At 34.0% G+C, this 24,695-nt stretch carries 26 protein-coding genes and 2 pseudogenes; 7 read left to right on the top strand and 21 right to left on the bottom strand.

The annotated features are described in order from the left end of the window. Positions 1 to 236 precede the first annotated feature (236 nt). Positions 237 to 1,736, top strand: a complete 1,500-nt coding sequence (locus AC4BD1_RS03720) for a helix-turn-helix domain-containing protein (RefSeq protein WP_490485838.1) — start codon at positions 237 to 239, stop codon at positions 1,734 to 1,736. Continuing rightward, entirely contained in the window at positions 1,737 to 3,104 is a 1,368-nt protein-coding gene (locus tag AC4BD1_RS03715; RefSeq protein WP_490485837.1) for an FAD-dependent oxidoreductase, read from the top strand. 117 nt (positions 3,105 to 3,221) lie between these two features. On the opposite strand, the gene AC4BD1_RS03710 is transcribed toward AC4BD1_RS03715, so the two are convergent. From AC4BD1_RS03710 to AC4BD1_RS03685, 6 genes are all read right to left on the bottom strand, one after another. Then, the gene (locus AC4BD1_RS03710) at positions 3,222 to 4,277 is read right to left on the bottom strand and encodes a WxLIP family cell surface protein (protein ID WP_490485836.1); all 1,056 of its coding nucleotides are present in this window, start codon (positions 4,275 to 4,277) and stop codon (positions 3,222 to 3,224) included. 93 nt (positions 4,278 to 4,370) lie between these two features. Next, complete coding sequence (locus tag AC4BD1_RS03705; protein WP_242589949.1) at positions 4,371 to 4,973, bottom strand: hypothetical protein; 603 nt, start codon at positions 4,971 to 4,973, stop codon at positions 4,371 to 4,373. Between the two features lie 50 nt (positions 4,974 to 5,023). Then, positions 5,024 to 5,590, bottom strand: a complete 567-nt coding sequence (locus AC4BD1_RS03700; RefSeq protein WP_490467002.1) for a hypothetical protein — start codon at positions 5,588 to 5,590, stop codon at positions 5,024 to 5,026. Then, positions 5,574 to 5,879 carry an LPXTG cell wall anchor domain-containing protein gene (locus AC4BD1_RS03695; protein WP_490467001.1) on the bottom strand — a complete coding sequence of 102 codons (306 nt, stop codon included), beginning with the start codon at positions 5,877 to 5,879 and terminating at the stop codon, positions 5,574 to 5,576. Before AC4BD1_RS03695 ends, AC4BD1_RS03700 begins: the two co-directional genes overlap by 17 nt. 12 nt (positions 5,880 to 5,891) lie before the next feature. Further along, positions 5,892 to 8,777 (bottom strand): L-type lectin family protein, encoded by a 2,886-nt coding sequence (locus AC4BD1_RS03690; protein ID WP_490485835.1) that lies wholly within the window; start codon positions 8,775 to 8,777, stop codon positions 5,892 to 5,894. Positions 8,778 to 9,347: 570 nt separating this feature from the next. Continuing rightward, on the bottom strand, positions 9,348 to 9,656 hold the full coding sequence (locus AC4BD1_RS03685) for a PTS sugar transporter subunit IIA (RefSeq protein WP_490485834.1): 309 nt from the start codon (positions 9,654 to 9,656) through the stop codon (positions 9,348 to 9,350). A 586-nt stretch (positions 9,657 to 10,242) separates the two neighbouring features. On the opposite strand from AC4BD1_RS03685, the gene AC4BD1_RS03680 reads away from it, so the two are divergent. Continuing rightward, complete coding sequence (locus AC4BD1_RS03680; RefSeq protein ID WP_206909836.1) at positions 10,243 to 10,467, top strand: hypothetical protein; 225 nt, start codon at positions 10,243 to 10,245, stop codon at positions 10,465 to 10,467. Between the two features lie 205 nt (positions 10,468 to 10,672). After that, positions 10,673 to 10,894: a hypothetical protein gene (locus AC4BD1_RS03675; protein ID WP_206909837.1), complete on the top strand. Its 222-nt coding sequence runs from the start codon at positions 10,673 to 10,675 to the stop codon at positions 10,892 to 10,894. Positions 10,895 to 11,070: 176 nt separating this feature from the next. Here AC4BD1_RS03675 and AC4BD1_RS03670 read toward each other — a convergent pair whose 3' ends face one another. The 8 genes and pseudogenes from AC4BD1_RS03670 to AC4BD1_RS03635 form a co-directional block, all read right to left on the bottom strand. Then, positions 11,071 to 12,441, bottom strand: coding sequence for a DUF6056 family protein (locus AC4BD1_RS03670; protein WP_490466998.1), 1,371 nt, complete (start codon positions 12,439 to 12,441; stop codon positions 11,071 to 11,073). A gap of 286 nt (positions 12,442 to 12,727) precedes the next feature. Continuing rightward, positions 12,728 to 13,346: pseudogene (locus tag AC4BD1_RS03665) on the bottom strand (site-specific integrase); the annotation flags it as partial. A gap of 299 nt (positions 13,347 to 13,645) precedes the next feature. Beyond that, complete coding sequence (locus AC4BD1_RS03660; protein ID WP_490485833.1) at positions 13,646 to 13,894, bottom strand: helix-turn-helix domain-containing protein; 249 nt, start codon at positions 13,892 to 13,894, stop codon at positions 13,646 to 13,648. A 53-nt stretch (positions 13,895 to 13,947) separates the two neighbouring features. Further along, positions 13,948 to 15,234, bottom strand: a complete 1,287-nt coding sequence (locus AC4BD1_RS03655) for a sensor histidine kinase (RefSeq protein ID WP_490485832.1) — start codon at positions 15,232 to 15,234, stop codon at positions 13,948 to 13,950. Between the two features lie 121 nt (positions 15,235 to 15,355). After that, positions 15,356 to 16,018 carry a response regulator transcription factor gene (locus AC4BD1_RS03650; protein ID WP_490485831.1) on the bottom strand — a complete coding sequence of 221 codons (663 nt, stop codon included), beginning with the start codon at positions 16,016 to 16,018 and terminating at the stop codon, positions 15,356 to 15,358. 79 nt (positions 16,019 to 16,097) lie between these two features. Continuing rightward, on the bottom strand, positions 16,098 to 17,321 hold the full coding sequence (locus tag AC4BD1_RS03645) for an ABC transporter permease (RefSeq protein WP_490486014.1): 1,224 nt from the start codon (positions 17,319 to 17,321) through the stop codon (positions 16,098 to 16,100). Between the two features lie 4 nt (positions 17,322 to 17,325). Next, positions 17,326 to 18,009, bottom strand: coding sequence for an ABC transporter ATP-binding protein (locus AC4BD1_RS03640; protein ID WP_490485830.1), 684 nt, complete (start codon positions 18,007 to 18,009; stop codon positions 17,326 to 17,328). Continuing rightward, the gene (locus tag AC4BD1_RS03635) at positions 18,006 to 19,244 is read right to left on the bottom strand and encodes an efflux RND transporter periplasmic adaptor subunit (protein ID WP_490485829.1); all 1,239 of its coding nucleotides are present in this window, start codon (positions 19,242 to 19,244) and stop codon (positions 18,006 to 18,008) included. The genes AC4BD1_RS03640 and AC4BD1_RS03635 overlap by 4 nt, the downstream gene beginning before the upstream one ends. 202 nt (positions 19,245 to 19,446) lie before the next feature. Here AC4BD1_RS03635 and AC4BD1_RS03630 point away from each other — a divergent pair, with 202 nt between their 5' ends. Both AC4BD1_RS03630 and AC4BD1_RS03625 read left to right on the top strand, forming a co-directional pair. Next, complete coding sequence (locus AC4BD1_RS03630) at positions 19,447 to 19,665, top strand: hypothetical protein (RefSeq protein ID WP_490485828.1); 219 nt, start codon at positions 19,447 to 19,449, stop codon at positions 19,663 to 19,665. A 153-nt stretch (positions 19,666 to 19,818) separates the two neighbouring features. Next, positions 19,819 to 20,262: pseudogene (locus tag AC4BD1_RS03625) on the top strand (transposase); the annotation flags it as partial. On the opposite strand, the gene AC4BD1_RS03620 reads toward AC4BD1_RS03625, so the two are convergent. The 7 genes from AC4BD1_RS03620 to rpsP form a co-directional block, all read right to left on the bottom strand. Then, complete coding sequence (locus tag AC4BD1_RS03620; protein WP_490485827.1) at positions 20,213 to 20,464, bottom strand: hypothetical protein; 252 nt, start codon at positions 20,462 to 20,464, stop codon at positions 20,213 to 20,215. The pseudogene AC4BD1_RS03625 and the gene AC4BD1_RS03620 overlap by 50 nt on opposite strands. Positions 20,465 to 20,530: 66 nt before the next feature. Then, positions 20,531 to 20,974, bottom strand: a complete 444-nt coding sequence (locus AC4BD1_RS03615; protein WP_490485826.1) for a hypothetical protein — start codon at positions 20,972 to 20,974, stop codon at positions 20,531 to 20,533. A 310-nt stretch (positions 20,975 to 21,284) separates the two neighbouring features. Further along, positions 21,285 to 21,632, bottom strand: a complete 348-nt coding sequence (rplS, locus tag AC4BD1_RS03610; RefSeq protein ID WP_206909841.1) for a 50S ribosomal protein L19 — start codon at positions 21,630 to 21,632, stop codon at positions 21,285 to 21,287. A gap of 143 nt (positions 21,633 to 21,775) precedes the next feature. Next, on the bottom strand, positions 21,776 to 22,516 hold the full coding sequence (gene trmD / locus AC4BD1_RS03605) for a tRNA (guanosine(37)-N1)-methyltransferase TrmD (RefSeq protein WP_206909860.1): 741 nt from the start codon (positions 22,514 to 22,516) through the stop codon (positions 21,776 to 21,778). Further along, positions 22,506 to 23,030: a ribosome maturation factor RimM gene (gene rimM / locus AC4BD1_RS03600; RefSeq protein ID WP_206909843.1), complete on the bottom strand. Its 525-nt coding sequence runs from the start codon at positions 23,028 to 23,030 to the stop codon at positions 22,506 to 22,508. The genes trmD and rimM overlap by 11 nt, the downstream gene beginning before the upstream one ends. Before the next feature lie 159 nt (positions 23,031 to 23,189). Beyond that, positions 23,190 to 23,438 carry a KH domain-containing protein gene (locus tag AC4BD1_RS03595; protein ID WP_067483991.1) on the bottom strand — a complete coding sequence of 83 codons (249 nt, stop codon included), beginning with the start codon at positions 23,436 to 23,438 and terminating at the stop codon, positions 23,190 to 23,192. Between the two features lie 11 nt (positions 23,439 to 23,449). Next, positions 23,450 to 23,725, bottom strand: coding sequence for a 30S ribosomal protein S16 (gene rpsP / locus AC4BD1_RS03590; protein ID WP_005875628.1), 276 nt, complete (start codon positions 23,723 to 23,725; stop codon positions 23,450 to 23,452). A gap of 229 nt (positions 23,726 to 23,954) precedes the next feature. Here rpsP and AC4BD1_RS03585 point away from each other — a divergent pair, with 229 nt between their 5' ends. After that, entirely contained in the window at positions 23,955 to 24,509 is a 555-nt protein-coding gene (locus AC4BD1_RS03585) for an NADPH-dependent FMN reductase (protein WP_206898525.1), read from the top strand. The last annotated feature ends 186 nt before the right edge of the window (positions 24,510 to 24,695 follow it).

Genomic DNA, 24,695 nt, shown 5'->3' with positions numbered 1-24,695 from the left:
ACAATACTAAGAAGTCCAATTAGCCACGTTTTCTTTTCCTTTTGTTTACTAACAAAACTTTGAGGGCTTATTTTTATCATTTATTTTCACTTTTCGCTAAATTATTAAAAAAAGCAACGTATTAAAACCTTTATCTACCAACAAGTCAGAGTGTTTTAATCAAACTTGTCTAATCGAAAAGAAACAATTACAATTAAACAGTAGTGTAGAACGCATAAAGAGTGGTGTAACAGACAATGGAACTTTTTAATTTACTCGAAAAAAATGGTAAAATCCAGATTTCGATTATTCATTATTTATTAGATAAAAATTTAACAGCAGATATTCCTAAACTGTTAAATGATTTAGCAGTTACTCCTTTTCTTTTTCATAATAATATCGAAGAATTAGCTTTTATTTTAAAAGCGTTAGAACTTGATTTGAGTCTTGAAATCAATCACGAAAAGAATCAAATTACTTTAAAAAAAAGCAACCAAACAAATCTAGATAAACTATACTATTACTACCTCCAAGAATCGACGAAATATCAGATTTTACTCCATCTGTACCATCATTCTAGCTATTCGATCTATGAATTATCTCAACGATTTTTAATTAGTGAAGCTGCAGTTTATCGGCATATTACAAAACTCAATGATTTGCTAGAAGAGTTTAACATCAAAATTCGGCGAGGAAAAATGACTGGTGATGAATTACAGATTTGTTACTTTTTCTTCCAACTAATTTGGAATTCAGTTCCTTTGGAAGAACTTCATCAAAAAGAAAACGATCGCAATAGTTTATTGTTCGTTTCCTTTCTGGAAAAAAAATTAAAGCAACAGTTTGGTACCACTACTCGTTTAAAACTTTATTTGTGGATCTGGATTTTGAAGAAAAGGACAAAAAAATTAACGAATCCACCTTCTGTCGAAACGATGGCTATCTTAGGGAAAGACTACCTTGAAGAACCTATTTATCAATTGGTTCGTGAGTCCTATTTTCTCTCTGTAAGTCCCTCTGCTGAATTACAATTCGAATACAAAGCAACTTACTTATATTTATTTATTTCTTCCTTCTTTGTTCTCGAACGTAGTCATCGCTCTTTACTTCCAACCAATGAGTGGCCGACATTCAATCCAAAAGTCATCCAACTGAATCAGATGGTCGTGGAACAAGTCAAAACAGCCTATCGTCTTGACTCTGAAGACATCGATCCACAGTTTATTCAAGAATGGAAGTACTTTTTAACACAGTTGAACAGCACGATCGTTTATTTTAAAGGAAATATCACTTTTTTCGAAGAAGAAATGTTGTTTGAGCGACTAGTTAATCAATCGATTTTTACACCAAATTTTGAACTCGTTCAAACAATCATTCAAGAAACAGAAGATATTCTTGGTTTTGCTCTTCTTGAAACAACCAAACAGTTAGTTACGCGAATCCACCTTTACTTTATCAATCAAATGCGTCGTTTTTCTCAATTAACGATTCAAATTGGCGTTTTTTTTAATCGGGACAACTTACAGACAAATATCGTGATGGAAAGTATCAAAAACGAGTTCGACACAAAATTTTACATTCATTGCGAAGAAGCTGACGTCAATAAAAAATATGATTTGCTGATCTCTGACTCTGCATTTGCCACGCATCAGTTTTCATTTAAAGACTTATACATTATCAATGATTTCAAGACACAAACAGACATCCAAGCTTTAACTCAGCTACTTAAAGACTATTCAAAGAAAGAAGGAATATAATTGAAAGTCATCGTTATCGGCGGCTCCCATGCTGGAATTGCTGCTAGTAAATATTTGAAAAAATTAGATTCAAATGTCGAAGTATACTTAATTGAAAAGTCAAAAGTTCTGGGTTTCATTCCAAGTAGCGTCAATTTGATTTTTAATGGATTATTTACCGCAAATGAAATCGAAAAAGGTGAAGTGGGTGATCAATCAACACTCGAAAATCTAGGTATCCATTTACTTCTTGAAACAACCGTTAGCAACATCGACTTGGAAAAGAAAGAAGTGACTTATCAAAGTAACTTGCATAAGGAGACTACTACCCAAACATTCGATAAACTCATTTTAGCAATGGGATCTGATCGCTTCAGCCCGTTGATTCCAGATACGGAAGAGACTCACCAAAATATTATTACGTATAAGAGTCGTTCAAAAACAATTGAAGCCTATCAAAAAATCAATGAAAGTGACCAAATCGCTATCATTGGTGCCGGTCTGATTGGTTTGGAATTAGCTAGTAGTTTGGCTGCACAACCGGATAAAAAAGTAACAATTATCGAGCAGATGAATCGCCCGGCGTTTCGCTATTTTGATGAAGAAATTACTAACATTTTGTTGCAACATATACCTGACTCGATTGATTTACGGCTATCGGAAAGTTTCAATCACTATCAAGTAATTAATAAAAGTGGCAAAGAACAATTAGAAGTTCAATTCTTCTCGGGACAAACGAAAGTTGTCGATACCTGCGTCTTTGCAGTTAATCCTAAACCCGAAATTGAATTAGTTGAGCATTTGATTGATCTTGATTTCGACCAAACAATCTTAGTAAATGATTTCATGCAAACTTCTAATCCAGATGTCTATGCAATTGGTGATTTGGTCAAATTGCCATTCGGCGTTCATGGTGAACCAGCCTACCTGCCACTTATTGGAAATGCACGTAAAACTGCATTGGTCGCTGCCAGCCACATCACATTACCTGATCCACAGCCAATTTCTAATTCTCAGCGAGCAATTGGAACAGAAATCTTTGGTGTCTTCCTCGGTAGTACTGGAATTACAAAAGACGAAGCGGATTTTTATGATTTAGAAACAACTTCGATCACTAAAACATATACGCATTTTTCTAAGTATCATGCCGATAAAGGTTTCTTTGTCACAATCAAAGTGCTGTATGATAGCCAAACTAAACAGTTATTTGGTGCCCAGTTGATTAGCAGCCAAAAAGATATGTTGGATTTGATCAATATCCTTACGCAAATGATTATCGATCAAGCAAGTGTTGACTCACTTGTTTTTTCTGAAATTTATTACAATCCAAAATTATCACCTGCAACTAATTTTTTGGCTGATATCGGTTTAGATGCTTTAAACAAATAAATAGACAGCAACCTCTATTATTCTATTTGAGGTTGCTGTCTATTTTAAAAATAAAAAACTGCAAACAACGTTTAGACATCTGATTGTCCAACTTCGTTTGCAATTTTTATTAGGTTTTTATTTCGTTTCTGTTTCTGACTCTTCCTCTTTTTTTCTTCTCTTAAGAAGAATGATCCAGAATATTCCTAATAGAATGATTGCAAGGAGAATGCCAAATACAAGATAATTCCACATTGGAATGGCTGTTTTCTTGCCTGCATCAATCGTTGCTTCATTGATTTCTTTGGCTTGTTTATCTGAAATCGTGAAGTTTTCATCAAACACCCACTCATTGTCTTTTGCATCTGTTACACGCAGATGCAAGCTATATTCGCCAGCTTCAAGTGGTTCTTTTTCCCAATCGATTGCAAAACGATAGCTTGAGTTTGGCGCTAATTGCATATCATTATCGTAAGCCACGTGACGCACTTCTTTGTTCGTTTTACGATTTTTTACCGTTGCACCATAAGTTAAATGACCATAGGCATCCATTGTTGGATTTTCTAAGATAGCTACTACACTAGTTTTTCCAAATGAAATAGCAGGTTCAACTTTTTTCAACTCTAACTTTCTTGCTATTTCTGTGTCCGTTTCAGTTAGTTTCAAGCCTAAAATATACCCGTAACTATTCACGATTCCTTTTTGATCTTTATCTGCTTCTTTCACCACTTGGATTGCTGCTAAAATTTGACCATCAAAGCGATCTTTGGGCATCGTTAACGTAATTGGCACATTTTTACTGCTTTTTTTAGAAACAGTTACTGTATCTGCTACTTTTGCAATCGAATCGATCGCATAAGGATAATTATTCTTTTCCGATTCCGCTTTTTCATTGTAGTCAATAAACCCTTGGCTATTCGTGTAGGCTTGATTGATCCCCATTTTATAAGTTGCATCCTCATTTGAAGTATTGTTGATTTTTACATTGATGGTTTGTTCTTGTGCTGGTTCCATTCGTAAATCGAAAAAACTTTTTTCTTTGTCAATTTGGTTCTCTGGAATGACTGCTTGGATATCATAACCAACTTCACCGGCATCTTCTTGTGCAAATGCTGGTAATGGTGCTGTCAAAAGCAAACTCAACAACAACAAACTACTTGCTATCAGTCGCGACTTCTTTATTTGTTTGAACATTCTTGATTTCTCCTTATTTTAAACATTGAATAAAGAAGCCGCGCAGATGCGCAGCTTCTTGGCATTCGTACATTGATTACTTGTGTTTCTTGATTATTTTGCGTCTGCTGTGTTGTATAGTTGGTATTGGATGCTTCCAGCTAATGTATCACCTGCAACTAATGCACGATCTGTATCAGTAAAACCGATTGAGACCTTATTCACAGTTGTTTCGATCAAACCAGTGTTGTTGGCAGCTGTTTTAGTAGCTTCCGCTTTCGCTACGATCCCTTCAGCACCTGTTGCAGCAAGCTCTGTACCATCGATTTGGAATGAATCAACTGTGAATTCTTTTGAATCTGAAGAGCGAGTCAATTTGTTATTAGCAACATTGGCTTTAACAGACCATTCACGATCGATACGGTCATTGAAGACTTCGATTGTTTCATCTGTTAAATCAGCAGTCAAATTATATGTTGCATTTTGTAGTTTTGATTCAAAGTTATAAGCAGCTGGTACTTTTTCTAAAGTCAACATTTTTTGATTTGGGTCTGTTGGGTCAAGAGGATCTGTTGGATCGTCGTTATCAGTGATAACAACTTCTGTTGGTGTTTCTCCTTTTTGATCGACTACTTCTTGTGCGTGAACACTTGTTGCTCCTATAGTTGTTAATACCATTGCGCTTAATGTCATACTTACGATTTTTGTGCTTTTCATTTTAATATTCTCCTTTAAATTTGGTTATTATAAAAAATTAGTTATAAAAACTAATCTATTTCCGGTGTGTTTAATAAAGTAACTATTTGTTGACCAACAAACTCCCCTATAGGTAAATTCGCCGGCAGTTCTAAATGGATCTTTTGCTTCTCAATTTGATAATAGTACTTAGTTGATTGAGAAGAGTAAGCTTCCAAGATCGTTGCAGTCTCATTTGGATCGGCTGCAATTTTTTGTGGTGTTGCCTGAACGACTTCTCCTGATTGATCGGTACTCAATCTCCCTTGACCAAGTAATACTTTCACTTGATATTCCTGACCATTCGCAAATGTTGAAAGCTGATAGGTCAATTGCCAAGGGCTTTTTTTATTTTCCCGTTGATCCCTAACAGCAATCAACAGGTCACCAGTTGCTTGAATTTCTTGTTCATGAGCTGATTTTTGATAAGTGCCAAAAGTTGGTGCTGTCACTTTTTCTAACTTGATTGGACTTTCTACAATGGTGACATTCATTGGTGTCTGATCTTCTTCTCCTGAAACTTCTTGCGCAGAAGCTGGAACTGGGAGCAAAAGACAAAGTAGTAATCCGACGAAAATAAACTCAATTCGTTTCTTCATCTTCGGCGTCCCTCCTTCTCAACCAGAAAACCAAGAACGCGATTCCGATGAATAATGTTCCAACAAACGAAAGCATGAATGCCCTCGTTTCATTGGTTTTAGGTAGTAATGAATGACTATTATTCCCACCTATTTCCCCAGGTTGATTATTCTTTCCGTTGACGATCCGAAAAGTGACTTGCTGTTCATCTATATCAAAGTTAGGTTGCTCACTAGCAAAAGTATCCAGACTGCTAAATAACAAAAGTCCAAATACGATCATCAAGCTCTGAATGATTCTTTTTTTCATTCCTTTGCCCCCCTACTCCGGTACTTCCGTGTCATAAAGATTCCACTTCACAACAGCTTTACCACTATAATCACCGACACGCATGTAATTATCACTTTGAAGCAAGACACCTTCTGATTCGTTCCATGTTTTAGTCGTCATAAAGTCCGTTGGTGTCACGTCCCCTTTACGCATCACAAGCACAGGGTCTGACATTATCGATTGTGCAGTACTTGAGCCATCATTTTTAAAGACAAAATCAAATGGTGTAGCCTCTGTCAACTCAGCCTGTACATATAATGACCAAGTTGAAGTATCTTCACGACTATCAAAAACACTCAATGTCATTGGATTATCACTATCTCTAATCAAAGTTCCTTTTGATTCACTCGCTTTTCTTCCAGTCCAACTTAATATGTCTGGCGCAGTTTCAAATGAAAGTTTCCCAGTGACATTCAACGTCAATTTCAATGTTTGTACCTCATCACCACGTGTCATGGTAATTGTATACTCATTCATTCCCGGGACAATTTTATCTGAAGGAATATGCCAATTATAGCTATTGAACTCTGTTGAACCTGTTGCGACGATTTGAGCGAACTCATTAGTTGCATTAGGATTCTTTCGATTGATCTTGAATTTTAAAATATCCCCATCATCTTCATCTTTCCAATAGAACGTTAAGTCATACCCATCAGCTACTTCTGAACGATCTTTTGTATCCGTCTTTTCAGTAACTACATCAGGTGTTTCCCAAGACAAAACTGTTGGGTGTTCGGGTTTTGGAACGATCCAGTAGGGTACCTCTTCTCCTTGAAAACTTCGTATATCACCAACCGTATTTTCTCTAGCTGAAATCTGACTATTGAAATAAGTTTTTGTTATTGACCCCTTTGATTTCAGAGTTGCCGTATATTCAAAAGTACTGTCTTGACCAATACCAACGTTACTACTTGGATTAAAGTTCACGGTCACGATTCCTTCCTCACTTACTGAACCTGTGACCCCAGCAACTTCTTTATGATTAACTTTGATGTTTTTGATGCCTTTTGAAAGATCGTACAAATTTGGATCTAAGTAAGATTCCCATTTGGTTACATCGTAAACGTCCTCTGCTTGCGCATCTATTGCAAAGTTAGACTTCATAGTTACTTCTTCGCCATATTCAACAGATGGCAATGAATCGTTGTACTCTGCTGAGTCATTTTTGTCAACAATGGAAGTATCGTTAGTCGTTACATCATCGTTAACAGCTGCGCCTAGATCTACTGGCACTTGGGTGAAAACAAATTTTGTTTGACCACTTGCTGCTCCGTTTGCTGCGGTGAATCCCCAATAAGCTTTTCCTTCATTGGCACTTAATTTCAATTGTGCTTCAAGATCAGCATAAGGAATGGTTGTTTCATTGGTTTTGACTCCAGTTAAAGGATTTTCTAAGTAGTAGGAAAATTTTTGTGTTGCTTTGTTAAAGTCATAACGAAATTCATACCACGTCCCATTTTGAATACTCCCCAAAGCCGTAAGCCCTCGGTGATTGATTATTGCCGTATAGCCATGAGCACCAAGTCCTAAGAAACCACTGTTCCACCAAGAACTTCCTCCCATAGAGATATAACCGTTCGCTAAATCACCAGGATAGGCATACGCCATATGGGGGATGATTTTTGTATCAGCCGATTGACCATCATAATTGGTGCCGTCACTTTCGTTTGCATCCGTATTTCCATAAAGGTCAAACTCAACTGCAACAGAATTTTTAATAGCAAAAACATTTGGTCTTTTACTCTCTTCTTTTCCCCATGAATTCGTTCCACCATAAACACCTAAGTTTTGTCCGTCACTCTTCGAATTGGCAGTAGTTAACGCTTGGCTTTTTGCAGGATCGTTTTGCATCACAAAAGCAAATCCATCTGCTTGTTCTGTCCCAAAATTCACATACGTTCTTCCGTGAAAATCCTGATTAAAATCTAAGCGATATTTGTCATTCGACCAAACACCGACAGCTCGATTACTTCCTGAAAGAGAAATTTCATCATACGGCATTCCGTTATTCTGGTCCGGTGAACCGGATAGAATCACTTCTCCAGCAGAAATATTAGTACCATTGGGTCTACTTTTTGCAATTGTAGAAAAAATCCCATCTAATTTAATCGCTCCTTTAGGTACAATCGGATTTCCTGTCCCTAATGATGCACGCGTTAACCCACTTCTTGCTGCAATAGCTGGCGCAGCAGTACGTTTTGTTTCTGAACTGGAAGTTTCTTTTGTCCTTTCAGTTGTTTCCTTAGATGATGAACTCGTTGCTGATTCAATTGAAGTTGTTGCTTCAGTCGTTTCATTCATAGTTTCTTCTGATTCGTCTATCGAGCTCTCAGTAGCTGTTGTATTTTCTTCTGTTGTGTTCATTTCCTCACTGCTTGTTTCTTCTGTTGCAGTATAAGAAAAGTCATACGATTTTTTTTGGTTCAAGAAAACTTGTTTTTCCTCTTCACTTATCACTGGGGAAATTTTCAGCGTGTAATCGAATTGCTGGGGAATTTGTTTCGTTTGGATCTCAAGTTCTATTGTTTGAGCTTGCTGATTCTTTTCACCAATTTGATAAACACCATTTTTATCTGGTATCAATTCTTGTTCTTTATCTAGTTGGTAAACACTAAGGACATCAGTAGGTTCAGTAATAGTGAAAGTCATTTGACGATTTGCTTCAGATGCTGCTTTTTCAATCAATACCGTCCAAACAAGATTTCCAGATTCAACTTGCTCTACTTTTTTGAGCGAAACTTCGCCAACTTGATTCTGGTTTTCTTGCGTAATTCCCGTGGTCACAGCCTGAACGATTTTTGGCGAAGCCAACATTGACGGTGCAACAAGTAATGAAACTGCGACTTGTAAAACCAACATTTTCGTAAACTTTTTCACTTTTTCTCCTCCCTTCTGCTTGTTTTACTATATTGATTTTGTGCATGAACAACTTAAGTACACAGAACATCGTTTTATTCCATAACTTAGTATATTCATTTTTTCTGAAAATTTTTATCAGATTTTTTTCGTTTTTCAAAAAAACGTGAGAGTTTCGTCGACAAAACAGTTTCAAATCAACAGTTAAACAGCTAACATTAAGTAAGAAAGCTTTTTTTCACTCAGTGAGAATGAACTTATATCTGATTTTTTACACAAAAAAGAGCAGGACATCTAAATTGTCCTGCTCTTTTTGCTCGTACTTTGTTCACAACCTCAGTTGAAGAAGTCTTGTAAATCAATTTATCAAAGACGATTGCTGAACTATTATTTAACATCTTTATAAATTTCATTTCACACCTATTTCTTTTTCACTTTATGTAAGTGGCTAACTCTGCATTACCAAGTTCGCTTCCTGCAGCTACTTGTTCCACATTCATTAAACGATTTTTTTTAAGCTTATCGCTATTTGTTGATAAAATAATAACAGATGAATTTTTACCTTCTTGTTCTAAAAAGCTAAATCGACCGTTAAAAGTTTTGTTCGACGATCAACGATTTGCCATACAGTTTAAAAGGCAGTCCATCCAAATCAACTGTGTCGATTCTAATATTTATTAAGACCTCTACACCATCGTTTGTTCGGATGCCAATCGCACGTTTCGTTGGAAAAATCGTTATCACCTGAACAGGGTAATCATCATTTGTTTCTGGAAGTACAGCGTAGCCATCTCCCATCATTCTTTTTGAGCATACTTCATCTTTTATCTCTGGCAAATCAATAAGTTTACCAAAATAGGGTGAATATAACTTTTCTTTCTTATTTTTCTTGAAAAACATTTAAACTCCTCCTCATACTATTTTGGAACAATAAAAAAAGATTTAGTTAGAAATGACAAGGATGGATATCTTTACCATTTCCAACTAAATCTTGCCTACCAAATAGTAACACTTTAGTTGAATGTATTTTATTCATTTAATTTAACAACAGTCTATCCTTTTAAGAAAGCCCATCAATAAGTGCAAATGGATTTTCTTTAGATTGACTAAGCTGTATCTGATTTTTGGACTAAAAGAAGTTTTTAGGAGAATGTCATACTGAAAACTAATCATATCCATCCTTTTATACTCTAAAATGGATGGATAATAGGAAGAAAACTTTTAATATAGTTCCTAACAATTTACATTTTTTTCGTCGTCCGTATTATTTTACCTAAAATTTTCCATACAAACAGTATTATCACAAAAAAATCGAGCTAAACTTTTTTAAGTTTTATTCCTTAATTACATAAAAACCATCACATTTTTATTGCTATCATGATTTAAGACCAAAAATTATCTCTTTGAGGACAACTTTTACAAGTAATTTATTTGTCATGTTATGGTTCAACTGTAACAAAAATCTCTTTAAGGAGCGTGTTTACTCATGCGATATAAGAAAATGTTAACCCTAACAGAAATGCAACAAACAATTGGTGGAGGCGCGAATAAAACACAAAAATGTATTGCTGGAGTTGCAGGTGGATTAATTACCGGAGGTGTAGGCGGTGGCATAAAAGGATTCGGCGTAGGCGGACCTTGGGGAGCTGCAGCAGGGGGCGTACTTGGTGGTGCTGGTGCAGGATTAGCTGCAGCGGCGACTTTTTGCTAATGGATAATCAATCAAAAAAAATCTGCTACTTCTTGATTAGTGACGTGATTCTTTGTATCGGAACACTAATTTTGTTTCTTTTTTCGGGACTGTCAGTTAAGGAAGCTTTGCGATCTCCAATCATGATTTTTGAATATATTTATATTACTGTTACTTGGATTATTTACTTTTTTACGAAACAAAAAAAATAATAGTGGGAGGACATATGGACAATAAACGTGTATTATCAACAAAGGAAATCCAAAATATTACCGGAGGCGGATTAAGTAACTTCGGAAAATGTGCAGCTGGCACATTTGGAGGAATGTTTACAGGTATGGGAACACTTGGACTAGCTGGCTCAGCTATTGGACCCGCGGGTACTGTACTTGGAGGGACTTATGGTGCGCTTGGTGGAGCATTGACTGGTGCTGCAGCTAGTTGTTAAAAGATGCGCATTTGTTTAACAAACCCTAAGAAATTCTGCGACTGTTACACATTTTTATTTCTATGTTCCCGAAAGGAATCATCACTCCTTTTTATATCATAAGAGAGATAAAAGAAGCAAAATCTAAAAGTCATTGATACAAAAAAAGTCTCAATCGTTGAGACTTTTTTTGTATGCTATTTGCTCATCACTGTTAATATCAAGGTACAAATACCTAGCATAGTCAATCCAAATCGTAATAATTCATTTTTTTGTAGACTCATACTTTTCATTAACTCTTTAACTCCCATTAGTACTAAGAGAACAATAACAATGTAAAGTATATAGTATGTCCGCATTCCCGAAGCCCAGACTGTAGGAGAAAATCCCATAATTACTCTTGAACAAAATCCCATTATCATCAAAATAACTAATAAAATAGCAGTTTTTTTATTGTCAAAACTTAAATAAATACCAACAATCAAACAAATCAATAACCCTAAAACTACTAAAGTAGCGATCCAAGTACCAGGATAAAAAAGTGACAGTTTTGTTCCTAACCCTGTAAAGAGATTATTCAAATTACTACTACTCCAAATCATCGCTCGTTTATTTCCACTAACGTAAGTAAAACTTTGTCCCATTGTATTGCCAAAATAAATAATCAAATTTAAGAACAACGGCAATGCAGTCAATATACGTACATAGTAGTTTTGATGTTTTCTATATACTAGAATAAAAACTAGGGAAAATAACAATAAAAACAAAATATTCATGTCTAAAAAAAATGGCTTTCCAAATGATGAAATACCTAAATCTAGCTTATTAAGAAAATTGAAATTTTTATACTCAGGAAACCACCTATTAATTTCATGCACAGCACGTAATGCATTCCCTGGAGTTGTTAAAGAGAAAATTAATTCTGCTAAGCTTATTATTGAAAAGACTGATAGCTTATAACTATATCGACCATTAACAATTAAATATAGACTAACTATACTAGTTAGAACAAAAAAGCAGGCATTCACTTGTTCTTGATTAGTTGAAAATATTAATAAAGGAATACTTAACCAATATATTTTTCTAGTTATTTCTTCTCCTCTTAAAACTTGGAAAAACGGATAAAAAGCTAGTAAACTAAACGCAACTGGCCACTGATAGTTTAAGGTGGTTGCTCGCCAACCAGTTTCCCCCATCACTGTCATCGGCACTAAACAGTATATAGAAAAAACCAATAACAAATTTTTAACATTTATTTTCTCAAAAACATACTTGCAGAGCAACACTACAGTTCCTACCATAACCATAGAATTTAATAATTTCCATAACGCAAAATGTTTAGAAAAAAACATTAAAAATAACTCCACAATAATTCTTGAACTCCATGTTTTATAATGTTCTATTGAAGCACCTAAATAACCAAGTTTATCTAGTCTACTCGCATAAACCATATCATCTGCTCTGATAGTCGGCATATACATATTAAAAAGTAAAAACACGCCCCAAATTCCTAATAACACCAAAAACAATTCTTTATTTTTTGTTATTTTTATACTATGTTTGTTCATTTTATACTCCTTTCTATATTTACCAATAGAGTATAACATAGCCTTAAGAGTTATTTAAATCTATCTTTTTAGTTATCTTTAACTAGTTGTAGGTATCTCTCGTGTGAGAAACTTGATTCGAGCATCAAGTAGATATTAGAAATATATATCTTACTCAAGATTCCTTCACATTTAGACTGATTGCACGTATGTAAAACGACGTTAAGTCCCTGCTCTTTCATCCATCAAAAATCAAAAGCTGACCTATCATTCCCTTGCTATCTATGATTTTTTTACGTTTTTACGTCTAGATGAGCAATGGCACAACGATTTTGATAACTGTTATAAATTTCAATTTTTCATCCGACGTAAGATGACGATAAACTCTCCGACTTGTCTTATCCGCATGCTCTCCCTTCAAAACTCCCCAACTACAATGCTCAGCAACTAGACTAGCCATCGTATGCTGGATAAGATATGTATAAAAAGATTTAGATATTCTACAGCGCTCAACACAACGTTTAATGTGATTGTTTACGTAGTCTCTACGATAAAGAATACCTCTTTTGAATAGAGCTAAATAAACAAAAAGGTCGTTTTCTTTTGATTGAAAGACAAATGGTGATCTCATACCATCAGAACTGTAATAAGTTGTTGAAGCTTCCCCATCACTAAATCTGTTACTACTCTTCTTACTGAACTAAACGATTTTGTCGTTTCGATTTTAAAATCCATTTGCTCCCCTCTTACAGATGTTTGCTTGTAAAAAGAATCTCGTTGTTTTCAAAATCGATATCTTCGACTTGCAAAGCCAATACCCCACTTACCCGACATTCCGTATAAAACAGAACATGAAATAGTGTCGATAGAGGTAACTCTTCATGAATAATAGAATAATTCAACGATGTTCTAAGCTCATCAATCGTGTTTTTTTATAGTCCAAACCGATTGCTCTTCACTCCATTTTTTTCATTAGTAAAAGTTGCTCTAAAATCATAGAGCGACCTTTTTACCGCTCGATAATAATCAATAATCTGTCACTTTTAAATCGCTTTAGATAAAGCTTATAAATTTCTCATCTCTCCTCAATCAACGGGAGCCTTGCGGTAGTATCATTATAATCTGTCATAGTCATTGCCACCTGGATACCTAAGCCAAGTTCTATGCTGATTAGTATTCCCTCAATAATTTAATGCGCAATCACACAGAGGCTAGCATAACGGAGCTAGTAATTTAAAAATGCGTATTCAATTTTTAAGGAACTAAAGGCATTATTTTCACCTTCATTGAGTAAATAGATAAAGGCTAAATCAAATGCATTAACTGCAAGAATAAATTGCAATGATAGTTCTTGATAACAGTCTTGATTCATTCTTTTTGATGAATCAATTGAATTTTTTATTAGTAAAGATTTGAAAGATTCATGAAGTTCTTCCATTGCAGCCTCGTCACCATTTTTAGCCTTTTTTGTCAATGGAACCAAATTTTTTCATTACATTATTTCGACGCTTTCTAACATAAAGATAATTAATCATTTCCCCAAATTTCAAACAGTACTCCATCATTAACAATTTTAAATTCATACTTCATATTTAAACTACTCAAAAATTGCTTTACTAAAAATAACCCTAAACCGCTCCCTCCTGTACTTTTGTTTCCAGATTTTTCTAAACGATAAAATGGCTCAAATAATTTAGGCAATTCATTTTTTAAACGAGTTGTAGAAGTCGTATTGTAAATGCCACAGTACCAAGCACTATCTAATTGTTTGGTAATAATTTTTATTTGTCCTTTTTTCTGAGAATATAAAAAAGCATTGTTTACAATGTTTTGTAGGACTTTTTGTAACATCTGTTCCTTGGTTCGTACTATTAATGGAGTTTCTAATGACCAAATAATTTCTTTTTCTTGAAATTCTGGATTTGTCTGCAGTTCTTCGACAATTACTCTCAGCTGCCTGTTTAAATCAATCTCAGTTAATTCCATAACTTGCGAAGTCTGTTCTAACCTTGCAATTTCCAACATTTCTTGGATTAATATCGCCATGTTGTTCAGTATTTTATAGGTTTTCTGTAAATATTTTTCTCTGTCATCATACGGTGAGATATTATATTCCATTGCTTCCACTATTCCCATTGCAGAAGCAAGAGGAGATTTTAATTCATGGGAAATAGCCATCATAAAGTTTTTTCTAAGATTATCTAATTCACGTTCTCTTTCAAGGTCTGAAACTAATAATTGATTTTTAACTTTGAGCTCTGACAAAGCATTCTCTAAAGAAACACTTAATTGGTTTAGGCTCATTGATAGCTGTCCGAGTTCATCTTCTGTTTTCACTTTAATTTTAGCCTGAAAATCTAAAATTACCATTTTTTTTGCTACGTGATTCATTTCTTTTAAAGGGGCAACCATTTTTTTTGAAAATAAATAAGAAACAAACGTACTTAAAAATAACAAAAACACAAAGAAATAAGGAGAAAACTGTATAAGAACTTGTGTCATGTCCGTGATATTTCGTACATTAATAGAATAAGTAAAAATTAAATTTCTATTTTTAAAATGGATCTTTTTAGTCGATTGATTATTATTTCCAGCAGTACTTTCGACAAGAACTGGGATTTTAATTTTTTGACCTTCCACTTTAAAATCTTTAAATAATCGAGGAATATAAACTAAGTTATTATTTTCATCTAAGACAATGGGCGTAGAGTCCGTATTTTTTGCAAATTTGTCAATGGCATCCTTCAACAAAGTTGTTTGATTTTTTGATGATATAGAAACAATTTCATCCACTTGTTTTCCAATATTTTTCATTTGATAATTGTAATAAAATTTTGGAAAAAACAGTATAAGCATTGTATAAATGATTAGGGTAAAGATCATCAATAAACTGAAAACAGAAACAAACGCCTTATAACTTATTTTTTGTCTTAAATTAGTTAGTAATTTTATAACCAACACCTCTTATCGTTTGAATTTTATCTGTTTGTAACTTACGACGTAAATTTTTTATATGAGAATTCAACATAGTTGTGTCGACTGCATCATCATATTCCCATACATGTTCAATAATCGTTTCTCTAGAAACAGGTTTGTTTATTCTCTTAAGTAGAACTACTAAAATGTCAAATTCCTTTCTTGTTAAGAATACTTCTTCATCATTTTTAAGTACTATATAGTCATTCGGAAAAACCTGAATATCACCCGCCCTTAAAACTTGTTCAACTGATATTTGTGTTTTTCTTTTAAAAATATTTTCAATTCTTTTTAATAAAATTTTATACGAGAATGGTTTTTGTATGTAATCATCTATACCTAATTCTAACCCCTTCAATTCATCTGCTTCTTCACTTAAAGCAGTAATCATGAAAATAGGTACTTGTTTATTTTCCATGCGTATCAGTTCAGCCAATGCATAACCGTCCATTCGAGGCATCATAATATCAGTAATTACCAAATCGATTGTATATTTTTTCCATTTTTCGTAACCTTGTATGCCATCTGCTGCTTCAATTACTTGATAATTTGCTTCTTTCAAAAATGAACTAGCCACAGATAAAATTTGTTCATCATCTTCTATCAATAAAATTTTTTTCAATTGTTTTTACCTCCATATAGCTTAGATAAATAATAACATAAGAAGATCAGTGAATCTTCTTATGTTATTCCTTAATTTGTTATTCATAGCGTAAAGCTTCAATTGGATCTAGTTTAGATGCTTTCATAGCTGGCAACAAACCAAATATCAAGCCAATCACAATAGAGAACATTAAACTTCCTAAAATAGCTATCACTGAAATATAATAAGGATAATTTAAAATACTTGTAGCTATTTTACCACCAATCAACCCAAATATTATTCCCAATAACCCGCCAACGATTGTTAGAACAGTTGATTCCAATAAAAACTGTTGTAAAATAGTTTTTCTTCTTGCACCTAAAGCTTTCTTGATACCAATTTCACGGGTACGCTCTGTCACCGAAACTAGCATTATGTTCATAACTCCTATCCCACCAACTAATAGTGAAATACTTGCTATACCTCCTAACAACTGAAATTGCGATTTAGCATATGCATCTACTCTTTGTTCTATATCATTAGAGTTATAAATGCCAAATATATAGTCTGACTTCGGAATTTGCTTATTTAATTTATCAGCTACTTTCTGTGCTGTTTCCTGCAAATTATCTGCTTCTTCAGTTTTAATCATAACTGTAGGTGTAGGATTTAATATTCCCATATATTTTGACCAATTCAAGTAACTTGTAAACGCTTTTGACGTTTGTCCACCTATAGAAATCATTCCTGTCGATTGACTTTCCTTTTGTTTTACTACTCCAACTACTTTGTAAGGTAAACCTTTTATTTCAATAAATTTTCCTATTCCATTCTTATTCTTAAATAACGTATTATATAAACTTTCTTCTAAAACAACTGTTTGCTGCTTATTACTATAATCATTTGAATTTAACAACCGTCCATTTATTAAATGATAGTTATCATAAGAAAAATAATTGTCAGTTATACCAATTACTTTGCCCTCTGATTTTATATCACCATAGAGAAAATCCGTGTCAGCATCGTAAGTAAATGTGGCATCTTTAACATTCGCCATTTTTTGCATATTTTGTCGGTCTTCTAGAGAAAAAGGTTCTAAATAGTCAGGCTTTTTCCCTTTACCTCCATAACCACCATTTAAATTATCTTTTGTGTCAAATGTTAAAGAAATACTATTATTATCTCCACCTAACATGCTTTTTTTGGTATTCTCCGTATTTCCTTCTACTATACTAAAAATAGCCACAATTGATCCAATTCCTATTATGATTCCAATCATTGTTAAAATAGAACGTAATTTATGCGCCCATATTGACTCTAAAGAAAGAACAATATTTTCTATCAACTTAATGTACCTCCATCCCAGTATCTGAAGTAACTTGCCCATCCCTAATAACAATTTTTCGTTTTGTGTAATCAGCAATTTCTTGTTCATGTGTAATAATAATAATGGTTTTCCCTTGTTGATATAGTTCATCAAACAATTCCATAACTTCTTGACTTGTTTTAGTATCCAATGCACCTGTTGGTTCATCAGCTAAAATAAAATCAGCATCAGTCACCAAAGCTCTTGCTATAGCAACACGCTGTTTCTGTCCACCAGACAAGGCAGTTGGCTTAAAAGATACACGCTGTGCTAAGCCTACCTTTTTTATTGCTTGAATAGCTTTTATTTGTCTCTCTTGCTTTGGAACTTTAAAATATATTAAAGGTAATTCCACATTTTTTTGTACAGATAAACGAGGCATTAAATTAAAACTTTGAAAAACAAATCCAATTGACTGATTTCTTAAATCAGCCAATTGATTTTCACTTAAACTTGCTACATTTTTATCGTTCAAGTAATATTTACCTTCCGTAGGACAATCTAAGCAGCCAATGATATTCATTAATGTTGACTTCCCAGATCCCGAAGGACCCATTATCGATACATATTCTCCTTTATTGATAGTTAGATTGATATTTTTTAATATAGAAACTTCATTTTCGCCTTGCCAATATGATTTATATATATTTTTTAATGTGATCATATGCCATCTACCTGCATTCCTTCTTTTATTCTTGGATTAGGAATAAATATTTTATCTTTTTCAGTAATCCCTGATTTTACTTCTACTTTTCCTTGCTCTTTATCAAATTTACCAATTACAACTTCTTGTTTCACTGCTTTTCCATCTTTCACTTTCCATACAAACGATTTTTCCTTGTTCTTTATTACAAAAGAGGATGGAATCATCATTCCAGATGATTGGTTCACTTGGGGCTCTACATATACATGACTTCCAATTGTTGGTAAATCACTTTTCTCTTCAATTATTACTTCAAAGGGGTACTTAGAAATTGTACTATCTTCCTTATCATCTAAAGCTACAGAATCAATTTTGTTAATTTTCCCCTTCCAGTGTTTTTCTTGATTTTTGCGATCAATAATTTCTACTTGTTGTCCCACCGAAAGATTATCCTTTGAAAATTCATCAACATTCCCTTGTACTTTTAAAGCTGAAGTGTCCATAATATCCATAAAACTTTCAGCAGATCCATTACTGCTATTCGAAGTTTGAATTTGTGTCTCATCTATCTTTTGAACAATTCCATCTACATCTGAAACAACGTCTTGTTGCCCATTTTTTTCTTGTAAAACTTGCTGATTTTTTGTAGCTTTATCTAAATCTAAATTTGCATCATTAAATTCACTATTTGAGGTTTGAATATCTGATTGAATAGTACTTATGGTTTCTTCCAATGCTTTTTTTTCTTGTCTTAATTGTTCTTTTTCTGTTTCATTGACATTATTGATTTTGTTGTCTATCTCTGCCAATTCAGATTGTTTTTGTGTTAATTCCTCTGTTTTAGAGGTAATAGACTCGTTCAAAGAATTGATTTTATTTTGGCTTTTTGATACCTCTATTTCTGCATCATCTAATTCAATCTTCCCATCAGGATTATTATAAGAAAAAAGTTTTTGACCTTTTTTTACTTGGTCACCAACTTTCACAAATACTTCACTAATTATCCCTTTTGTACTATCAGCATTAATTTTACTAATTTCATTTGGTACCACTTTACCAGTTAAATAACTAACGTTTTCTTTGTTGGATGTAATTAGTTCTTTGACTGAAACTGTCGATGTTGAATTATCACCAATATCTTGTGTGTGGGGTTGGGTAGAAAACATGGTATATCCTGTAGCTGTCACCAAAATAACTAATGCTACAACACTTCCAATTATCAATTTCTTTTTTTTATTTGTACGTATGCGTTTCATGTATATATCTCCTCATTTCTAAAGTAATAAAAGAATATTAACAAAAGAATATGGAACAAAAATGGAATGATCATGTATTTAAAGTGTTTTTTTATTTTCAAAACACTACATGTAAAATCCATATAAATAACACTTTATCTATATTGTTTTCTCCACTGAGCAAGAATACAATGAGAACAATTCATAGAAAGGAGAAAACTATATGACAATTAAAAAAACAAAAGTTTCTGCTATCCTGATTTTAAGTCTCATCCTAACATTAAGTATTGGATTTCTAAGTGGTTGTGGAGAAGCAAATACTAAGACAGATGGTGAAGAAAAAACAAGTGTCAAAGAAGTTGATGGACAGAAAGTTAAAGTTACAGAAAATGGTGATGGCTCAGCAAAAGTCGAAATGATTGATGGAGAAGATGGAAAGTAACTTTTTTAACATCGATATAGGTTAATAGTAAAAAAACATACGTATAATAACAGTGTCATTAACTAAAGCATATTGGTTTTCATAAAGAAGTACAAATTCGTAAGTATTACGGATTTGTACTTTTTTTGTGAGGTATTGAAAATGAAAAACTGAGCAGGAGGAATGAGTCAACGAGATATCGCCGCAACAAGGGAAGATATATGGCATTGATATTTCTCATGAAATAATTTTAGATATTACTTACGCTATCCTTTCTAAGTTGGAAAAATAGCAAACCCCCATTGACCAAGTGCCATGCTTTTCTATTCGTCGATTGTATGTATGTTACTTTACGAGAAAACTCTGAATCCAAAAAATATGCTGTATACACCATTCTTTTTTATGATCTCAAAGGAAACATGGATATTTTTTAGTGTTATGGTTAAATCCTGAATCCATCATTCGTTGGATGCAAATGTTCGATGAATTGAAAATACGTGGTGTAAAGGGGTTATCTTTTTTATTTCGATGAACGGTGTTTCGTCTTTAAGCGCTGTATATGCTTCCTTTAAGAGTCTTCAAAATCGATGGTCTCAGTATTCTGGTACTGTAGATATCTGCTCAATTCACCTTCTGGGAAATTCGCAACACTTGTATCAACCACAATTGGTAAAGCACCATGCTTTTCATAATCCCCATAGAATTTCACGTAACTACCAAGAACACCATTCACCTCTTTTGGAGCTTCTTTAAATTGTGTACCTAGAATAAATACTCTTCCGACCCATTCTTTTTTTATTTTTAGTTTTGTTAGTTTCAATTTCTTTTTCTCTTCCTACTTATTATTGATTTAAATTATTCGAATAACAAAAAAAGAGAACCAGCTTTAATTAACTGATTCTCTGTCATATTCATTCTTATTTGCTCGTTTAAAATTTCTAGTCAATTTTGCTACCTTTATAGTTCGATAATCAAAACCTATCTCCTCCATTAATTCTTCCCAGGTTTTACCTGTTCTGCGCATAATCGTATCTACAGAAGGCAAATTTTTTGATTCTGTTCTTCTTCTAAATTCAGTCATCGATAGATTATTCTCTAACCCCAATCGAATGATTTCTTTTCTTAACTCGAAAAGAAGTTCAAAATCTGAAATATTGCCTTTCGATTTTCTTCTGAAAAGTGGCTTAACATCATCGAATCTCTTTTTCAAAGTATATAAAGAAGGGACCTCATCTTTTCCGGAGGATTTTCTTTCATATTCTCTTTGTGAACGAATTGACTCTGATTCAATAAAATTTGCAACAATTTCTTTGATTTCATTATCATTCATTTTGGACCAACAGTATCTCTCAACTCTATTTTTCCCTAAATGAACTAATAAATTATCCCAAGAGCAGTCTAGCCTCAAAACATGCTGAATTGGGAGCTTCGTATTGGTATTTTCGGATGACTTTTGTCGTCAGTCTAAACTGTTAATTTAGTCCTCTTCTGACTACATGTATCGTCAAATGGGACAATCTAGAACAATTACAGGCAAAGCACCATCTTTTACGAATTCAAGGAATTCAGAGAAATAGAAAAAGCCCTTGATATACAAGGACTTTTCACATTCGAAATTTGATAGATAGATTTTTGCTTTCTTATCTTCTGATTTCTTTGATACGAGCAGCTTTTCCGTGTAATGCACGTAAGTAGTACAATTTTGCACGACGTACTTTACCGTAACGAACTACTTCAATTTGAGCAACACGTGGTGTGTGTACTGGGAATGTACGTTCAACGCCCACTCCGTTAGAAATTTTACGAACTGTGTAAGTTTCGCTGATTCCAGCACCACGGCGTTTGATTACAACACCTTCAAATAACTGGATACGTTCACGTGTACCTTCGACAACTTTCGCGTGAACACGTACAGTGTCACCAGGGCGGAAAGCTGGGATGTCAGAACGTAGTTGTTCTTTTGTTAATTCTTCGATTAATGGATTCATGTTTTCTTCTCCTTATTCCAAACATTCTTATGAGTAAACTCACAGCGGAACATCGTAATAGTTAAGTGCTTTGCACTCACCACAAAATAGTAACATACTACCAATTGAGTGTAAAGTAAATTTTCATGACAAACACATTTTTTCTATTCTGTTTCTTCTTGCTTGATTTCAGCTAAAAACTTCTCCATTTGTGGTGTCAGTTCTAAGTCAGCTAGTAAATCAGGACGTCGTTGAACTGTTCGACGTAGAGATTCCTTTAATTGCCACTCCTCAATCAACTTGTGATTACCATTTGTTAATACATCAGGGACTTTCATTCCCTTGAACTCAGCAGGTCTTGTGTATTGTGGATGTTCAAGCAATCCGGTAGAATATGAATCCGTTTGGGCAGAGGTTTGATTTCCTAATACATCAGGAAGTAAGCGAACAGTCGCATCAATCATAACCATCGCTCCAAGTTCTCCTCCAGTCAACACATAGTCACCCAACGAAACTTCATCTGTTACCAATGTTCGAATTCGTTCATCATAACCTTCATAATGACCACAAATAAAAACTAAATGTTCTTCTTGCGAAAATTCTTCTGCCATCGCTTGATTAAACTGTTTCCCAGCTGGATCTAACAAGATCACACGTTTCTTGACAGTTGGGTCTGCTTCATCGATTGCTTTCAAATTGTCATAGATTGGTTGAACTTTCAGTAACATACCAGCTCCACCACCATAAGGATAGTCGTCTACTGTTTGGTGTTTGTTATCAGAATACTCACGAAAATTAGATACACTGATATCTAGCAATCCTTTAGCAACAGCCTTTCCAATAATTGATTCACCCATAGGACCTTCAAACATTTTAGGAAATAGGGTCAATACATCAATCTTCATCATCAATCAACCCTTCTGGAATTTCCACATGGACTACGCCATTAGCTACATCTACTTCTTTTACAACTGATGCAATATAAGGAAGCAACAAATCTTTTTTCTTTTCACGTTGAACGACCCAAACATCATTTGCTCCTGGAGAAAGGATTTCTTTCACTTTTCCAAGTTTTTCGCCAGCTTCATCCAAGACAACTAAACCGATGATTTCATGATAGTAAAATTCATTTTCTTCTAACTCTGAAATTTCTTCTTTTGACACCTTTAAAATGCCGTCACGATATTTTTCGACATCATTGATTGACGGATGTCCTTCAAAACTTAATAAATCAAAATTTTTATGTTTACGATGACTTTTGATAGTCAATTCAACAGGTGCTTTTCCATCTTGGAATAAAGTGAGTTGCGCTCCTTTTTGGTAACGCTCCTCAGGAAAATCAGTCGTTGAAATGACGCGAACTTCTCCTTTTAACCCTTGAGTATTGACAATTTTTCCAACATTTAGATATTCAGTCACAATTTTTCCTCATTTCTTTTTTCTCTGCTTCATTTTAGCATGGGCGTTTGGGCAATTCTAGTTTTGTTTTTTAAAATGAATTCTTTTTTACTTTTATACAAAAAAGCATGACGCAAAAAAAAAAAAACTGTTTCGAAAAAATTCGAAACAGTTTTTGATTTATTCCTTATCATCGACGATATTTAAACGAACCTTTTTAGGTGCGTTGATTCGTACCCCGTAAACGATTGTCCGGATTGCTTTCGCAACTCGTCCTTGTTTTCCAATGATACGACCAATATCTTCTGGTGCTACAGTTAGATTGTATTCATAAAAATCTTTCGATTCAACGACCTCTAACCGAACTTGATCAGGATGAGTGACTAACGGACGAACGATTGTTAAGACTAGCTCACTTAAATCTTTCATATCCGCTCACCTTATTTCTTTGAAAATTTAGCTTCGTGGTGTTTTTGCATAACGCCTTCTTTTGAAAGGATGTTACGAACTGTATCTGAAGGTTGCGCACCTTTTGATAACCAGTTAAGAACTAAGTCTTCTTTTAAAACTACTTCTGCAGGGTCTTTCAAAGGATTGTAAGTACCTACAGTTTCGATGAAACGTCCGTCACGAGGAGAACGTGAATCAGCTACTACAATACGGTAAAAAGGACTCTTTTTAGAACCCATACGTTTTAAACGAATTTTAACTGCCATTATTTATTTCCACCTCCATTGATTTATTCACAAGATGTAGTGTAACAGTTTTTTTTTACCCTGTAAAGCTTTTTTTCTTTACAGGTTTATAAATTCCTTTTTTTCAGTGATTACAGGCATTTTTGACGATAATTTTATTGGGCTTTTAACTAGTAAGTGCTTTTATTTGCTCGTTTTACTTATTTTTTGTAAGATAGTTATGAAAGATAATTATTAGGAGGTTCTATTTATGACAAAAAAAATTGGCTTTTTTATTGGTAGTTTAAGAAAAGATTCTTATAACAAAAAGGTTGCTGAAGCTTTCGCAAGCTTACTACCTGATGGCTATGAAAGTGTCTTCGTTAAAATTGATGATCTTCCTTTCTACAATGAAGATCTTGAAACACCAGAAAATGCACCTGAAGCTTGGACTCGTTTCCGTAATGAAGTAAAAGATCTAGATGGCGTTATTTTCGTTTCACCTGAATACAATCGTTCAATCCCAGCAGCTTTGAAAAACGCGCTAGACGTTGGTTCTCGTCCTTACGGTCAAAGCGTTTGGGATTCAAAACCTGGTTTAGTTGTTACAGCTTCTCCTGGTGGAATCGGCGGTTTTGGTGCTAACCATATTATCCGTCAATCGCTAGTCTTCTTAAATGTACCAACACTTCAACAACCAGAAGCTTATATTGGTAATATCGTTAACTTAGTTGGTGAAGATGGAAAAATCATTGATGGTACAATGAAATTCTTTGAAACAATTATGAATGCGTATATTGACTTCTTGGAAAAATTGACGAAGTAAACAAAGGTTGGGAAAGAAGTTTACAACTCCAATAAATAAGAATAAATTTTCAGAAATTGATTTTCAAATTTTTGCGAAATCTTGACTTATTTTGAAGTGAATGTAAGCTATCTTAAGAAGTTGCTTGGAAAACATCGTGAATAAGATTGCGGCTCAAAGCGATCAACAAAAAAAGTTGTTTGCCAA

Source organism: Enterococcus sp. DJ147D b, assembly GCF_058216655.1.
The sequence above is the reverse complement of the archived record's forward strand: the minus strand, read 5'-3'. Positions and strand labels throughout refer to the sequence as shown.

Coding starts and splice junctions, on each gene's coding strand:
- AC4BD1_RS03720 (WP_490485838.1), top strand. CDS start 237: ATGGAACTTTTTAATTTACTCGAAAAAAATGGTAAAATCCAGATTTCG.
- AC4BD1_RS03710 (WP_490485836.1), bottom strand. CDS start 4,277: ATGTTCAAACAAATAAAGAAGTCGCGACTGATAGCAAGTAGTTTGTTG.
- AC4BD1_RS03705 (WP_242589949.1), bottom strand. CDS start 4,973: ATGAAAAGCACAAAAATCGTAAGTATGACATTAAGCGCAATGGTATTA.
- AC4BD1_RS03700 (WP_490467002.1), bottom strand. CDS start 5,590: ATGAAGAAACGAATTGAGTTTATTTTCGTCGGATTACTACTTTGTCTT.
- AC4BD1_RS03695 (WP_490467001.1), bottom strand. CDS start 5,879: ATGAAAAAAAGAATCATTCAGAGCTTGATGATCGTATTTGGACTTTTG.
- AC4BD1_RS03685 (WP_490485834.1), bottom strand. CDS start 9,656: ATGTTTTTCAAGAAAAATAAGAAAGAAAAGTTATATTCACCCTATTTT.
- AC4BD1_RS03680 (WP_206909836.1), top strand. CDS start 10,243: ATGCGATATAAGAAAATGTTAACCCTAACAGAAATGCAACAAACAATT.
- AC4BD1_RS03675 (WP_206909837.1), top strand. CDS start 10,673: ATGGACAATAAACGTGTATTATCAACAAAGGAAATCCAAAATATTACC.
- AC4BD1_RS03670 (WP_490466998.1), bottom strand. CDS start 12,441: ATGAACAAACATAGTATAAAAATAACAAAAAATAAAGAATTGTTTTTG.
- AC4BD1_RS03655 (WP_490485832.1), bottom strand. CDS start 15,234: ATGAAAAATATTGGAAAACAAGTGGATGAAATTGTTTCTATATCATCA.
- AC4BD1_RS03640 (WP_490485830.1), bottom strand. CDS start 18,009: ATGATCACATTAAAAAATATATATAAATCATATTGGCAAGGCGAAAAT.
- AC4BD1_RS03635 (WP_490485829.1), bottom strand. CDS start 19,244: ATGAAACGCATACGTACAAATAAAAAAAAGAAATTGATAATTGGAAGT.
- AC4BD1_RS03630 (WP_490485828.1), top strand. CDS start 19,447: ATGACAATTAAAAAAACAAAAGTTTCTGCTATCCTGATTTTAAGTCTC.
- AC4BD1_RS03615 (WP_490485826.1), bottom strand. CDS start 20,974: ATGAATGATAATGAAATCAAAGAAATTGTTGCAAATTTTATTGAATCA.
- rplS (WP_206909841.1), bottom strand. CDS start 21,632: ATGAATCCATTAATCGAAGAATTAACAAAAGAACAACTACGTTCTGAC.
- trmD (WP_206909860.1), bottom strand. CDS start 22,516: ATGAAGATTGATGTATTGACCCTATTTCCTAAAATGTTTGAAGGTCCT.
- AC4BD1_RS03595 (WP_067483991.1), bottom strand. CDS start 23,438: ATGAAAGATTTAAGTGAGCTAGTCTTAACAATCGTTCGTCCGTTAGTC.
- rpsP (WP_005875628.1), bottom strand. CDS start 23,725: ATGGCAGTTAAAATTCGTTTAAAACGTATGGGTTCTAAAAAGAGTCCT.
- AC4BD1_RS03585 (WP_206898525.1), top strand. CDS start 23,955: ATGACAAAAAAAATTGGCTTTTTTATTGGTAGTTTAAGAAAAGATTCT.